15 protein-coding genes, 1 tRNA gene and 1 pseudogene are annotated in these 14,210 nt (G+C 53.6%); 16 read left to right on the forward strand and 1 reads right to left on the reverse strand.

What is annotated here, in order from left to right; all coding sequences use genetic code 11:
• Positions 1 to 105 precede the first annotated feature (105 nt).
• The 10 genes from JJE36_06705 (at position 106) to JJE36_06750 (ending at position 9,024) form a co-directional block, all read left to right on the forward strand.
• Positions 106 to 1,605 (forward strand): Rne/Rng family ribonuclease, encoded by a 1,500-nt coding sequence (locus JJE36_06705; protein MBK5211976.1) that lies wholly within the window; start codon positions 106 to 108, stop codon positions 1,603 to 1,605.
• Positions 1,606 to 1,754: 149 nt separating this feature from the next.
• The gene (rplU, locus tag JJE36_06710; protein ID MBK5211977.1) at positions 1,755 to 2,066 is read left to right on the forward strand and encodes a 50S ribosomal protein L21; all 312 of its coding nucleotides are present in this window, start codon (positions 1,755 to 1,757) and stop codon (positions 2,064 to 2,066) included.
• Between the two features lie 3 nt (positions 2,067 to 2,069).
• Positions 2,070 to 2,324, forward strand: a complete 255-nt coding sequence (gene rpmA / locus JJE36_06715; GenBank protein ID MBK5211978.1) for a 50S ribosomal protein L27 — start codon at positions 2,070 to 2,072, stop codon at positions 2,322 to 2,324.
• A 112-nt stretch (positions 2,325 to 2,436) separates the two neighbouring features.
• Complete coding sequence (gene obgE / locus JJE36_06720) at positions 2,437 to 3,909, forward strand: GTPase ObgE (protein ID MBK5211979.1); 1,473 nt, start codon at positions 2,437 to 2,439, stop codon at positions 3,907 to 3,909.
• 15 nt (positions 3,910 to 3,924) lie between these two features.
• On the forward strand, positions 3,925 to 5,034 hold the full coding sequence (gene proB / locus JJE36_06725; protein ID MBK5211980.1) for a glutamate 5-kinase: 1,110 nt from the start codon (positions 3,925 to 3,927) through the stop codon (positions 5,032 to 5,034).
• Positions 5,035 to 5,065: 31 nt separating this feature from the next.
• The gene (locus JJE36_06730; protein ID MBK5211981.1) at positions 5,066 to 6,340 is read left to right on the forward strand and encodes a glutamate-5-semialdehyde dehydrogenase; all 1,275 of its coding nucleotides are present in this window, start codon (positions 5,066 to 5,068) and stop codon (positions 6,338 to 6,340) included.
• Positions 6,340 to 6,951 (forward strand): nicotinate-nucleotide adenylyltransferase, encoded by a 612-nt coding sequence (locus JJE36_06735; protein ID MBK5211982.1) that lies wholly within the window; start codon positions 6,340 to 6,342, stop codon positions 6,949 to 6,951. Before JJE36_06730 ends, JJE36_06735 begins: the two co-directional genes overlap by 1 nt.
• The gene (yqeK, locus tag JJE36_06740) at positions 6,948 to 7,559 is read left to right on the forward strand and encodes a bis(5'-nucleosyl)-tetraphosphatase (symmetrical) YqeK (GenBank protein MBK5211983.1); all 612 of its coding nucleotides are present in this window, start codon (positions 6,948 to 6,950) and stop codon (positions 7,557 to 7,559) included. Before JJE36_06735 ends, yqeK begins: the two co-directional genes overlap by 4 nt.
• Positions 7,560 to 7,638: 79 nt before the next feature.
• The gene (rsfS, locus tag JJE36_06745) at positions 7,639 to 8,013 is read left to right on the forward strand and encodes a ribosome silencing factor (GenBank protein ID MBK5211984.1); all 375 of its coding nucleotides are present in this window, start codon (positions 7,639 to 7,641) and stop codon (positions 8,011 to 8,013) included.
• Between the two features lie 6 nt (positions 8,014 to 8,019).
• Entirely contained in the window at positions 8,020 to 9,024 is a 1,005-nt protein-coding gene (locus JJE36_06750) for a DMT family transporter (GenBank protein MBK5211985.1), read from the forward strand.
• A gap of 36 nt (positions 9,025 to 9,060) precedes the next feature.
• On the opposite strand, the gene JJE36_06755 is transcribed toward JJE36_06750, so the two are convergent.
• On the reverse strand, positions 9,061 to 9,765 hold the full coding sequence (locus tag JJE36_06755; protein MBK5211986.1) for a Crp/Fnr family transcriptional regulator: 705 nt from the start codon (positions 9,763 to 9,765) through the stop codon (positions 9,061 to 9,063).
• A 91-nt stretch (positions 9,766 to 9,856) separates the two neighbouring features.
• Here JJE36_06755 and hcp point away from each other — a divergent pair, with 91 nt between their 5' ends.
• From hcp to JJE36_06785, 6 genes and pseudogenes are all read left to right on the forward strand, one after another.
• Complete coding sequence (gene hcp / locus JJE36_06760) at positions 9,857 to 11,446, forward strand: hydroxylamine reductase (protein ID MBK5211987.1); 1,590 nt, start codon at positions 9,857 to 9,859, stop codon at positions 11,444 to 11,446.
• 47 nt (positions 11,447 to 11,493) lie between these two features.
• Positions 11,494 to 11,569, forward strand: a tRNA-Ala gene (locus JJE36_06765).
• A gap of 291 nt (positions 11,570 to 11,860) precedes the next feature.
• A pseudogene (locus JJE36_06770) lies at positions 11,861 to 12,235 on the forward strand (site-specific DNA-methyltransferase).
• 274 nt (positions 12,236 to 12,509) lie between these two features.
• Positions 12,510 to 13,520, forward strand: coding sequence for a hypothetical protein (locus tag JJE36_06775; GenBank protein ID MBK5211988.1), 1,011 nt, complete (start codon positions 12,510 to 12,512; stop codon positions 13,518 to 13,520).
• Positions 13,513 to 13,707 (forward strand): hypothetical protein, encoded by a 195-nt coding sequence (locus tag JJE36_06780; GenBank protein MBK5211989.1) that lies wholly within the window; start codon positions 13,513 to 13,515, stop codon positions 13,705 to 13,707. Before JJE36_06775 ends, JJE36_06780 begins: the two co-directional genes overlap by 8 nt.
• A gap of 21 nt (positions 13,708 to 13,728) precedes the next feature.
• Positions 13,729 to 13,962 carry a hypothetical protein gene (locus JJE36_06785; GenBank protein ID MBK5211990.1) on the forward strand — a complete coding sequence of 78 codons (234 nt, stop codon included), beginning with the start codon at positions 13,729 to 13,731 and terminating at the stop codon, positions 13,960 to 13,962.
• Positions 13,963 to 14,210 lie beyond the last annotated feature (248 nt).

The following is a 14,210-nucleotide window of genomic DNA, read 5'->3' on the forward strand; positions in this document are numbered from 1 at the left end:
GGTCAAACTTACTCACACCTCGAGCTAGTGCGAACAGGACTGTTCATCGAAGAGGATGGCGTCTGGGTTCGCCCGATGTAAGAAAAAGGTGTAGGAGGACTAAAAATGGCCGAGATAGTGCGTGAGATGATCATCTCACGCGACAGTTTCGAAACTCGCGTCGCAATCGTTGAAGATGGACAGCTCGTTGAATTGTATCTGGAACGTGCCACGCGGAGTGTGGTGGGCAACATTTACTTGGGAAAAGTGACCGACGTTCTGCCGGGGATGCAAGCGGCTTTCGTCGATATCGGACTGGAAAAGAATGCGTTTCTCTATGTCGACGATATTCGCGATCACACCGGAAAAGGGCTGAACGGACGCTCGATTTCGGGACTTTTGAGCGTCGGGAAAAAAGTGCTCGTTCAAGTTGCGAAAGACCCCATGGGGACTAAGGGTGCGCGCGTGACGATGAGCATCTCCATACCGGGTCGTTTCGTCGTGCTCATGCCCTATACGAATCACATCGGCACCTCCAAAAAAATCGATGAGCCGCGTGCGGAATACCTGCGCGAGCAAACGCGCTCGAATCTCGACGATTCGATGGGCGCGATCGTGAGAACGGCCGCCGCGGAGGCAGGAGACAAAGAGTTTCTCGCCGACATCGGATTTTTGAATCGTGTGTGGCGGCGCGTCATGCGGCAGGTCAACGACGGAATCGCTCCCGAAATCGTCTATACCGAAATAGATCTTGCCATGCGTTTCGTGCGCGATGTGTTCAATAAAGATTTCAACAGGCTTGTGGTCGACGACAAAGCCACGTATGAGAAATTGACGAGTTTTGTCAAGCGCGCCGCACCTGAACTGGCCAAACGGATGCACCTTCACAAAGATAAGGTGACGTCGCTTTTCGATGCGACCGGCATCGGCACCCAAATCAACGGTGCTCTCCAACGCGAGGTCGATTTACCGAGCGGGGGGCAAGTCGTCATCGATATCACCGAAGCCCTCGTGGCAGTCGACGTCAACACCGGAAGCTATATCGGCAAACGCGATTTGGAAGAGACGATCTTGAGGACCAACCTGGAGGCTGCCAATGTGGCGTTGCGCCAACTCCGGCTGCGTGACTTGGGCGGAATAATCATCATAGACTTCATAGATATGGAGCTTGAGGCGAGCAAACGCCGTCTTGAAGAACATATAGAGAAGCTGCTCGAAAGAGATAGAAATAAAACGCAGCTCAGCACCATCACCTCGCTCGGGCTCGTGCAAATCGCACGCAAAAGAACCACCGACGGGCTTTTCAAAGTAATGACCGACATGTGCCCGCGCTGTCAGGGGCAGGGTCGTATCCTCTCGGATGAGACGTGTCGCATCGGAGTCGAGCGAAAAATCAGAGAAATCGTCACGAATTCCCGGGCGACCGCCTTTCTTTTTGCCGTGAATGAGGACACCTATTCGATGTTGATGGACTCAGGCGTCAACTTCGCTGTGTCCCTTAAAGCCGAAACCGGCAAGCAAATACGTGTCGTCGGCGCGCGTGGTCTCGGTCCGATCGACGTGGAAGTCCTCATCGAAGGAGCGAGGCCGATTTCAGGGGTTGGTAAAAAGGGATTAATGCGCTAGAATGAGTTTCCCTTTTGAATGAAAACACACGAGAACACGTGAATTGGCGTGCTGGTTTTGTTGACTTACAAAAGTCACGATGGTAATATATCATCTTGCGCGTTTATACACATAAGGCGCGTTTATACACAGGGCGAAAGGTAAGTTTGATGTACGCAGTTGTAGCAACTGGTGGAAAACAGCTTAAAGTCGCTGAAGGCGACATTGTTTCAGTTGAGAAACTCAACGCTGAGATCGGCACAACACTCGATCTCGATGTTTTGTTCTTGGCCGACGGCGATTCTGTGATCACCGATAAAGAGTCTTTGGCTAAAGCAAAGGTCACCGTAGAAGTCGTGGATCAGTATCGCGGCGAAAAAGTGATGATTTTTAAATTCAAGAAGCGTAAGGGCTATAAGCTTACAAAAGGACATCGTCAAAATCTGACGCGTGTTCTTGTCAAGGAAGTAAGGCAGGGATAACTCATGGCACATAAAAAAGGTCTTGGTTCTACCCGAAACGGTAGAGACTCAAAAGCAAAACGCCTCGGGGTAAAGCGTTTCTCCGGTGAAGTCGTTACGACGGGAACTATTCTCGTTCGTCAGCGCGGCACGCACTTTCACCCGGGCGATCTCGTCGGACGCGGTGGAGATGACACGTTGTTCGCTCTTGCCGATGGAATCGTCGAGTTTTCTCGCGGTCTCAAGCGCAAGGTGCACATTCGACCTATAGAGGCTTAACCGGCCTACATACGTCGCATTATTATCGACATGTGAGCCCTCCACCCATTTCGGCTGGAGGGCTTTTTGTTTAAATCGGTGTCGACAGATAGCAAGTGAGGTGAGATGTTTCATGTTTCTCGATCAAGTTTCCATATATGTGAAAGGCGGAGACGGTGGCGCCGGCGCCATGTCGTTTCGTCGTGAGGCGTACGTTCCCAAAGGCGGTCCGAACGGCGGTGACGGTGCACACGGCGGTGACGTGATACTCGTGGCCGAACCTGGTATTTCCTCGCTTATCGACTATCGTTTCAAGCACCATTTCAAGGCCCCTCGCGGCACGCACGGCAAGGGCTCGGGCATGCACGGCGCCCGTGGTAATGACTTGCGTCTGAGCGTGCCTCTGGGCACCGTCGTGAAAGATTTGGAAACCGGGGAAATGCTCGGTGATTTGGTCATCGCAGGCGACGAGTTGATTGTCTCCGAAGGCGGTCACGGTGGTCGGGGAAACCCTCACTTCGTGACCTCGACGCGCAGAGCGCCGACGTTTGCCGAGCTTGGTGAGCCGGGGCAAGAGGCGAGCATCACGCTCGAGCTCAAGCTCCTGGCCGATGCCGCTCTCGTCGGCATGCCGAGTGTCGGAAAATCTTCGCTGATCGCCCGTATGAGTGCGGCGCGTCCCAAGATCGCAGATTATCCGTTCACGACGTTGATTCCCAATCTCGGTGTCGTCAAGGCGGGCGACATGTCCTTTGTCTGCGCCGACGTGCCGGGTCTCATCGAGGGTGCCGCCGAAGGCAAAGGTCTCGGGCATTCGTTTTTGCGTCATATCGAGCGCAGCGCGATTATCCTCCACGTGGTCGATTTATCGGGCGGATGGGAAGAGCGCGATCCGGTCGAAGATTATAAGATCATCGAGCAAGAGCTCAGTTCGTATGCAAGCGAACTGGCTTTGCGCCCCCATATCATTTTGGGCAATAAGATAGATACTGAAGGTGCACCGGAGCGTTCTGAGCGCATGAAAGCATATGCAGAGGAACTCGAGTTGCCTTACTTCGAGGTGTCGGCTGCAACGGGCGCGGGGATAGAGACGATGTCGCGCTATGTCGCGGGTACTGTCCGTGAATTGCGTCTCGCCACCGCGCAAGCCGAACTCGAAGCTGAGGAGAGGATGCCTCAGGTCGAGCGTCGCTATGCCTACAAGCGAAATCCCGGCAGTGAAAAGAAATTCACCGTCAAAAATCTCGGTAGCGGAGTGTTTCAGGTCGAAGGTCGCACCATCGAGCGCATGGTCATTCAGACCGAATGGGACAACGAAGACGCCATTGTCTTTTTGCAGCGACGCTTCATCAAAGCCGGTGTGGAGGATGCGCTTGTCAAAGCGGGTGCGCGCGACGGAGACGAAATCAGAATTCTCGAGCGTTCGTTCACGTTTGAGATCGGCTATATTCCCGAGGATAAATTCGAAGCTCAAAAGATTCAAGAGCTCGATGGTTTGATTGCGCGTGATGCGCGTATCGATTATCGTGAGCCCAACGTGCGCGATCGTGACCCCAACGTGCGCGATCGTGAGCCCAACGTGCGCGATTCGCATGAGGAAGAATAGGGTTTGAGGAAAGCCATGGAGAGCAAACGCCTCATAGTCGTCAAAGTCGGTACGAACACACTGACCGATTCTGCGGGCGTTCTCGACCGTGGCTATATCCGTTCTTTTGTCGAACAGGTCTGTGAAATTAAAGCAAGAGGCTATGCACCCATCATCGTGACGAGTGCCGCCATCGCAGCCGGTCTCGAAGAGCTCGGTCTCAAAAGTCGTCCGAGCGATATCCCGACGCTGCAGGCTGCGGCCTCAGTCGGGCAAGTGGCGCTCGTGGAAGCTTATTCGGCGGAGCTCAAAAAGCACGGAGTCGTCGCCGGGCAGGTTCTCCTTACGAGAAACGACACGGCCGACAGAAACGCATACTTACACGCACGCGATACGTTGACGAGGCTTGTGGAACTTGGGGCGGTGCCCGTCGTCAATGAAAATGATACCGTCGCCGTCGAAGAAATCCGTTTCGGTGACAACGATACGCTCGCTGCGCTCGTCGCAACGATGGTCGGTGCAGAAAAAGTCATTTTGCTGACCGATGTCGAGGGACTTTATACGAGTGATCCGCGCAAAAATTCCGGAGCGGAGCATATCGATGTCGTGGAGCACATAGACCGCGCGCTTCTCGGTATGGCGAGCGGAGTCGGCACCTCGTTCGGTTCGGGCGGCATGGTGACCAAGTTGCGGGCGGCCCGCGTGCTCATGAGTTCGGGTATCCCCATGGTTCTTTGTGATGGTCGCAAAGAAAATGCGTTGCTTGAAGCCTTCGACGGCACGAGCAACGGTACGTATTTCAATCCTCAAAAAGAGGCCTCCCTCACCACGAGAAAGCGGTGGATTGCCATAGGCGGAGCCATTCAGGGCACTATCATCGTAGACGACGGTGCGGTGCGCGCGCTGCAAAAAGGCGGGACATCGTTGCTTTGTCCGGGTGTGACGGCGGTTCTCGGTGATTTCGAAGCGGGAAGCCCCGTGGCCGTTCAAGCTGCGGAGGGAATCATCATCGCACGCGGCTTAAGTGGCTACACATCGCAGGAGCTTCGTTTAGTTGCCGGAAAACAGATGGCACAAGCGGCAAAAATCGTGCCGAATCGCAACGGTGCCGAGGTCATTCATTGCGATCAGATGGTACTGTTCTAAAATGAGCGATGGACGAGAGTCAGGAGTATGCATGGAAACGACAGAATATAAAGGCGCACGTGAAGCCGCCGGAGCGGCGAAGAACAGTGCGATTTCGCTTGGATGCACGAGTGCCGAGCAGCGTAACGGTGCGCTCTTGACTATGGCCGATGCGCTTGAAGCGCATGCGACTGAAATTTTGTCGGCAAACGACTTCGATATTTCATCGGCCCGCAAAACCGGTACGCGTGAAAATCTCATCGATCGGCTCAGACTCGACGAGCATCGAATCAGAGATTGTGCGCGCGGACTTCGCGCGTTGGCGGCGCAGCCCGATCCGTTGGGAGAAATCGTCGACGGGCGCACCCTCCCCGGCGGTATCGAGATGAAACAAGTCCGCGTTCCTCTCGGCGTGGTGGGGATGATTTACGAGGCGCGGCCCAATGTCACCGTCGATGCGGCGGGTATCGGTGTCAAAACCGGTAACGCGATGCTTTTACGCGGCGGTTCTTCTGCGAAGCATTCCAACGATGCAATCGTGTCCGTTCTCCGCGTCGCGCTCCTTGAAGCAGGCCTGCCTGCAAACAGCGTGCAAACGCTCGACGCGACCGACCGCGCATCCGCCGATGAGCTCATGTCGCTCTCCGGTTTGGTGGATGTATTGATTCCTCGCGGCGGCGCCGGTCTTATCTCATCGGTCGTCGCACACTCTAAAGTTCCCGTCATCGAAACGGGAACCGGGAACTGTCATATCTATGTTCATACGGCCGCATCTTTGGAAATGGCTACAGCGATCGTAGTGAACGCGAAATGCCAGCGTAACAGCGTGTGTAACGCGGCCGAATCGCTTTTGGTCGACCGCGAAGTAGCTCGCGTCGCGCTTGGAATTATTGCACCCGCTCTCGTTGCGCGAGGCGTGACGTGTATATGCGATTCCGAGTCGCATGACATTCTTTTCGAGCTCGGTATCGCGTGCGAGACGGCTGAAGAGCAAGACTTTTATACCGAGTATCTCGATGCGAAAATCAGTATCAAGGTGGTCTCGGGGGTCGATGAGGCGGTCGCGCACATCAATACCTACGGCACGCACCACTCCGATTCAATCGTGACGTCCGATATCGATGCGGCATCCGTATTCACCCGTGGAGTGGATTCGGCGTGTGTGTACGTGAACGCCTCCACACGGTTCACCGACGGAGCGATGTTCGGGCTCGGCGCCGAACTCGGCATATCCACCCAAAAACTCCATGCACGCGGACCTTTCGGACTCGTGGCTCTGACCTCGACAAAGTACATTTTGCAGGGGAACGGGCAGGTACGGGGTTGATGACGCGCATCGGAATCATGGGGGGTACCTTCGACCCGATTCATATCGGGCATCTCGTCGCCGCCGAGGAAGCGCGCATACAGTTCGCCCTCGATAAGGTGATCTTCATGCCGACCGGCCGGCATGCTTTCAAGCAAGACGGCACTACGCCGCCTGAGGACCGTCTGTTCATGACCGAGCTCGCAACTTTGAGCAATCCGCATTTCGAAGTGAGTCGGCTCGAAATCGACAGGCCGGGTAAGACGTATACCATCGATACGATCATCGAAATGAGGAAGCTTTATCCGGATGCCGAATTGTATTTCATCACCGGCACCGATGCGGTGTTTGAAATTCTGACGTGGAAGGACTCCGCGCGCCTCGCCGATATGGTGATTTTCATCGCCGCGATGCGCCCCGGGTACAACCTCGAAGCGGCGAAGGTCTTGCACGCCCAAGGAGAGGAAAACTTCGACATCCGTTATATCGAAGTGCCGGCGCTTTCCGTCTCCTCGACGGAATTGCGTAAACGGATACGAGAGGGGCGTTCGGTGCGCTATCTCGTACCGGCAAACGTTTTGAGTTACATCGTGCGAAAAGATTTATACGGTTCGAAAAGATTTGAGAAATGATGTCGGAAACAACGTATGACTCTATCGAATTTGCCGAGCGCGAGTTGAAAAAGCGTCTCAACGAATACGGGTTCGCCCACAGTGTCGGCGTAGCCACGACCGCAAGCCTCATGGCGACTCTTTACGGAGTGAATCCGCTCGACGCGTATATGGCGGGGCTCCTCCATGATTGGGACCGCAACGAGACTGAGGAAAATCTCATTGCGCGCGCGAGAAGATTCGGAATCGACGTGGATGACATCATCGCGTGCTCACCGCGATTGGTGCACGCGCATACGGGTGCCTACGGCGCGCGCGAATACTTCGAGAGCTGCGCGAATCCGTTCGAACTGACCGACGAGGTGTTTCATGCCATCGAGCACCACACGGTCGGCGTGCCCGATATGAGCGAGCTCGACATGATCGTGTATGTCTCCGATATGATAGAGCCGTCGCGCAGTTTTCCGGCCGTGGAGAGTCTGCGCGAGATGGTGGGAACCATCGGGCTCGATCAACTGTTTTTCCAAGCGTACCAGCAAACGATGAAGCACTTGGTGACATATAAGAAAGTCATCCATCCCGATACACTCGGAGTATGGAATTCGCTCGTCCTAAAAGTAGAGGAATAACGTGACAAACACTGAAAGCACGATTGAAAACACGACCGCAAGCATAAAGGTAAGCGCGCCGGAAAGCGCAGCCGAAACCATGGAGGCGAAGAAGAATCCGCGTGACTTCACGACGGAGGAATTCGCCCGAACCGCCATGCAGGCCGCACTCGACAAAAAAGCAACCGATGTCATTGCGCTCAACGTAGCACCGTTTCTCTCTGTGACGGACTATTTCATATTGGCCACCGGAGCAAACGAACGCCAGATCGCTTCCATCGCCGATGAAATAGAGGACCGTCTGGTAGAGGCCTATCACCTCAAGCCGATCGGGCGAGAAGGCAAAGGAACGAGTCCGTGGGTTTTGCTCGATTTCGGCGACATCGTCGTGCATGTTTTCCAACCCGATACCCGCGAGGAATATCGTTTGGATAAACTTTGGAGTGAAGCCAAGCGTTTGAAGGTCGAGGAATAAAGACAGATGATGGCGAAACTCAAAAGCGCCGATCGGCAAGTCGTCGCCGTCGTCGCCCTCATATTCGTCGCAACAGTGTGGGGTGCGACGTTCGTTGTCGTGGCCGATGCCATAACCCAGTACCCGGTTTATGCCTTTTTGTGCCTGCGCTTCGCCATTGCAGCTCTTGCGTTTCTGGCTTTTTTCCCCAAAGTCCTCAAACGAATCGATGTGCATAACCTCAAGCTCGGGATTCCCGCCGGTATCTTGCTGTCCGCGGGCTACATTTTGCAAACGCTCGGCCTGTTGCCCTTAAGCCAGGGAGGCACAACCCCTGCCCGTACCGCTTTTCTGACGGGTATGTATGTCGTGCTCGTTCCGGTTGCGCAAAGCATCATCAGGAAAAGGATGCCGCATCGTGGAACCATCGTCGGCGTCGGACTCGCGCTTTCCGGCCTTGTGCTTCTTTCGGGCATAACGCTGAGCGGTACGCATGGGTGGGTTCTCGGTGACACGCTTGTGCTCGCATCGGCGTTTGCCTATGCGGCCCACATGATTTTGCTCGGTACGAACGACAAACATCACGACACGCTGGCGCTCACGTTCGTTCAGCTGGCGGTCGTCGCTTTGACCACCGGTGCGATGTCGCTTGCGACAGGCGAGCATGCCGGGCTTCCGACGAGTCCGAATGTGTGGTTCGCACTTCTTACCTGCGGTTTGGTGGCCTCGGCGTTTGCGTTCGTCGTGCAGACGTGGGCGCAGCGCATTTTGCCGCCGTCGCGTATCGCCTTGATTTTGATTTCCGAGCCTGCACTCGGTGGACTTTTCGGATGGTGGATGGCCGGCTTGGCACCGACCCGAGAGGTTATCGGTGCGGCGCTCATGCTCGCCGGCATGATCACTTCCGAGCTCATGGCTTCACGCCAGGCGCACATGCAGGCACAACGGCTCAAGCGCGCCGTCGAAGGTATGCCGGTGTTCACCGACGATCCGAATCGCAACAAGCGCGTGCCTTCGAAATCAGACGAGTAGTATCTTTAAAAGCTCGAACTGTCAAAACAATCACAATCAATACAGCGTGAAATGGTTTCTCTCGAAGGAGAGGATGTGCGCGTCGCGCAGTTTGCACAGTTCGGCAGACATCGCGCTTCTGTCGACGCCTAAGTAGTCGGCGAGCTCCTGTCTGTTGAACGGGATGTCGAACGTCGAGTTCCCGGATTTGATCGCGCGAGTCGACAAGTAGGAGAGAAGCTTTTCTTTCGTGGTGCGCTTGCCGGTGTGTTCGACTTTCTCCGTGAGCATGACGTTTTTATGCGCCAAAATACTCATCATGTTGTTGATGAGGCGGTTGTGGAAGTCGCAGGCCGAGGAACACACCGTGACGATTCTCTTATAATCGATGAAGAGTATCTCGGTCTTTTCCGTCGAGATGACGCTCACGGGGAGCGTATCCGCGTTCGAGCAGACGAAGGCCTCCGCAAACATCGCGCCCGGTCCCGCTTTGGAAAGAATGGAGCGGTTTCCCTCGAAGTCGTCTTTGGTGATGTTCACGCCACCCGTAAGCACGATTCCCACTTCGGCGACTTTATCGCCCGCCCTCAAAACGGTTTCATCTTTTCTGTAACTTTTCTTTTTCGCGTGCAGGCAGGCAAGGAGTGTATCCTGTTGATTGATGGGCATATCTTCGAACAGGTGCGAATGTGCGATCGTTTGCTTGTCGTGTGCTGAAAATAAATGTTCCAAAAGTTTTCCTTCTCGTTGTAAATACAACATACTTCACCAGTATAGCGAAGTATCATGGCGGTGCAAGTCGAGGTATCGACGAACATAATTATCCGATGGTTGAGAGTGGAAAGGAAATCTTATGAGCGACATGTTTTGTTTCCAGTGCGAGCAGACGGCGCACGGCACCGGTTGTCTGAATGCCGGCGTGTGCGGGAAAAAGGCGGACACCGCCGAGTTGCAAGATGAGTTGACCGGCGCTTTGATCGGGCTGGCACGCGTCGCACGGTGCGCGGGAACTCCCACGGCGCATACCGATCGCGTCATGTTGGACGGACTTTTCACCACCGTCACGAACGTGAACTTCAACAATGAAACCGTTCAAGAGCAAGTCGACATCGTACACGCGGAGAAGGCGGCCCTAATCGCTGCTGCCGGCAAAGACGCATGCGCGTGCAAATACGGCGTCGATTACGACATGGAAAGTCTTTGGAACGACGATGAAGACATTCGTTCTCTGAAGTCTCTCATCTTGTTCGGCATACGCGGTATGGCGGCCTACGCTTATCACGCGCTCGTGCTCGGTTTCACCGATAAGGCCGTCGACGAATTCATCTATGAAGGCATGGAAGCAGTCGGCAAGGACCTCACGATGGAGGAGCTTCTTCCCCTCGTGCTCAAAGTGGGCGAGGTCAACTTTGCCTGCATGGCGCTCCTCGACAAGGCGAACACCGAAACATACGGCACGCCTGTGCCGACCGAGGTGCCGCTCAGCGTCGAGGCGGGACCCTTCATCGTCATCAGCGGGCACGACCTCTACGATCTCAAGCTCTTGCTCGAACAGACGAAGGACAAGGGAATCAACATATACACGCATGGCGAGATGCTACCTGCGCACGCGTATCCCGAGCTCAAGGCATATGCACACCTCAAGGGCAACTTCGGAACCGCATGGCAAAACCAGCAAAAGGAGTTCAACAACCTCCCGGCGCCCGTGCTCTTCACCACCAACTGTTTGATGCCGCCACGCGACAGCTATAAAGACCGCGTGTTCACCACCGAAGTCGTATCGTATCCGGCGCTTGTGCATATCGGTGAGGATAAAGATTTCACGCCGGTTATAGAAAAGGCGCTCGAACTCGGCGGTTTCGCGGAAGAGACAGCGTTCACCGGTATCAACGGCGGCACACACGTCACCACCGGATTCGGTCACGGCACGGTGCTTTCGGTTGCCGGAACCGTGGTCGATGCCGTCAAGGCGGGAGACATCACCCACTTCTTCTTGGTCGGCGGTTGCGACGGTGCCAAGCCAGGACGTAACTATTACACCGAGTTCGTGGAGAAGACTCCCGATACCTCGATTATCCTCACGCTCGCGTGCGGCAAGTATCGCTTCAACGATTTGGACTTGGGCACCATCGGCGGACTGCCGCGCATCATGGACATGGGACAGTGCAACGATGCCTACAGCGCCATCAAGGTCGCCGTCGCTCTGGCCGAGGCATTCGAGTGTGGCGTGAACGAGCTGCCGCTTTCGATGATCATCTCTTGGTATGAGCAAAAGGCCGTATGCATTTTGCTGACCTTGCTGTACCTGGGGATTCAAAACATCATCCTCGGGCCGACGCTTCCGGCGTTCGTGTCGCCTAACGTCCTCGACTTTTTGGTGGAGAATTACAACATCGCTCCGATCACCACTCCCGATGAGGATCTCAAAAAAATACTTGGATAGGTGCCGCGTAAATGGTTTGTGTTATACTACTTAATCGTTGACGTTTTGGGGCTTTAGCTCAGTTGGGAGAGCGATTGGCTGGCAGCCAGTAGGTCAGGGGTTCGAGTCCCCTAAGCTCCACCAAAAAAATAGACGCCCTTCTACTTGCTTCCGCAGGTAGGAGGGCTTTCTCATTTATGCTGTCCTACCCTTGTGATATTCTTAATGAATGTTTAAGCGGCGTTTTCTGACGCGTTTATCAGTTTATATTCACGTGGGGACCATAGGGGTTTTTATGCCAACGCGGAAGCGGTCGGACCTATTGTCGGAGAAGCGTCGGAGCCGCCGGGGGATTTCAAACCGGACTAATCAGTGGGAGCGAAATTTATGGCCCAAGTAAACAAAGCAAAAACGAACAATATGCTTGAAAATTCAATGAATTGTGTTGACCAACAGGACGTTTACGAAGTTCCGAGTACGATGCCGAATTTCAAGACCGAGCTTGCCGCACAACTCTCGGAATTGATTCCTGAGGCCATTGCCGACGGGAAGGTAGATGTCGAAAAGCTCAAAGAACTTCTCGGTGACGACGCGGGTGATGACCGCGAGCGCTTTGGCTTGTTCTGGCCCGGCAAGAAGCGCGCCCTGCGCGCTGCACAAGAGCCGACCACTGCGACATTGAAGCCCGACTTCGAGAACTCGAAGGACTGGGATACCACCAAGAATGTCTTCATCGAGGGCGACAACCTCGAAGTGCTCAAGATCCTTCAAAAGCACTACCACGGCAAGATCAAGGTGATCTACATCGATGTAACTATGCAGAAATTGATACAATTTAAGAAAAGGTCGGGAGCGGCGAAAAAGGGGTATGCAAAGGGCATATGGGGTGTGCATAGCCGAAAAGCCCTGAAATGTAGCTGTTCCGAGCGAGCAATCAGACCAGTCACGGTTGCAGCCAAAATTCATCAGCGGGGAGGACATTTAGATGGCATTGGTATATTGCCCAGAGTGTGGGACAAAGGTATCGGACAAGGCTTCGGGTTGCCCATTCTGTGGGTACAGGAGTAGCAGCAAAAACCTGCCGATGGTTGCGAGCAAAAAGCCGTTGGCAAAGTTCCAATGGGAAAGCACATCTCTTGCCGCTGGCTTTGACCAAGTGTTTCCAATAGGCACGATACAGAGCAATAACCTAAGCATTATTTTCGGAAGAGCTGAGAACCTATCCAGAGTTGCCCCAGCCTTCTTTGAAGCTGTAAAGGCAGCTTTGCCGGAGACTATAAAAATCGCAGAAACCAACCCCGCAATTCAACGCCTGATTGATTCAGGAATATATAGATTCGTTACCGATAAAAGCGGCGAAATACTGCCATCCATTTATGGAGATAAAGGCGTTGTCGCGCAGGTGCGGCTAAGGGATATCAAGTTAACGCCTGATTTGGGGCTTTCGATTGTGGACTTGCAAACTCAGATTGCACTTGCTCAGGTGATAAGCGAAATTCACGATGTACAGAGGGGCATCGCAGATCTGCATAGTGAGTTGCAAGACGATAGGCTCGCACTGGCTGAGAGTGCATGGCAACAGCTACAGCAAGTCGCTCAGATAAGCGATGCCAGAGCTCGGGAAGAAAAGTTGCTTAGTATATTGAGTAGCGCGACGGACGCCAAGTGCATCCTTTTCAGGGCGTTTGCCAGCGAGAAGCGGTTTTTCGAAGAGCGGAAGGACAAAGGCTGGTTCTCAAAGCTGATTGATAAAGAGGCACAAAACCACGGTGACGAGAAGAGCGCCGAAATCTTTAATAGCCTTCTGGCTATCACACAAACCGTGCAGGTCGAAACAACGGTGTATTGTTTGCTCGGCGAGCAAAACGCCGCCAGACTTAGCATGAAGCAATTCAGCGATTTCATAAGCGCCAATTCTCTTGATGACAGAGACATGTTATTGACCTTGGATTCGTATGGCAATTCAAGCCAAAAGAACCTGATTGATAATTTCACGGACATTCAGCAGAAGATTGCGGCTCTCCCTCTGGACATCGAAGAGACGCAACCGCTGCTTGATGCCGTAACAGTTAAAAAGGAGAGTCACAATGAGTAAGTTTTGCAAGAAGTGTGGCAAAGAGATACTCCAGACCAGCAAAAAGAACCTCTGCGAAAGCTGCCAAAACAAGGCAAACTGGGTAATTAGAAAAATTGGTGAGGGCGCACTGGCGGTGGTAGTTACGCTCGGTAGTGTTGTCCTTGCTGTGATTGCCAAAGGAAAACTCGGCGGACCAAAGTCATAGTTTAATAGAGGGCAAGTTGTTATGTTAAGAAATTTTGAAGTGATAAGTGAGCTAAGGGCTCGAGACGGTATTGAAGTACGGAGTTCTCAGAAACTCAATAATATTCTCGAACGCATGGGGCTAATCGAGAATATTGGTGGCGATTGGTGGCCGACCGACTTTGGAATGCAATATTCACCATACAGTTCAAAGACGCTGCGTGCCAATGAATGGCTTGAAAGTATTGTTGATTATATTGCAGAGAATCTTGAATAATATCATTTTTTGTTGTTCGTAGGAGTAACCAAGACAGCTGCCCGAAGGCGAGCTGTCTTTCGGTGGCTGGTTAGGACTTTATCTCAGTGACGTCCTTGAAGGTGAACCGCACGTCGTTTTCGCTGTAAACCGTGGCGTAGTCCACGAGGGTATCGCAACGTGTTTTTGGTAGATTAGAAGTACCGCAGTTCGGAAGCTAAGAATTCCAGCAGGTCGACGGGGAAGTACAGACAGATCTCATTTCTGTA

This window comes from Coriobacteriia bacterium (assembly GCA_016649875.1).
Taxonomy (GTDB): Bacteria; Actinomycetota; Coriobacteriia; order WRKU01; family JAENWW01; genus JAENWW01.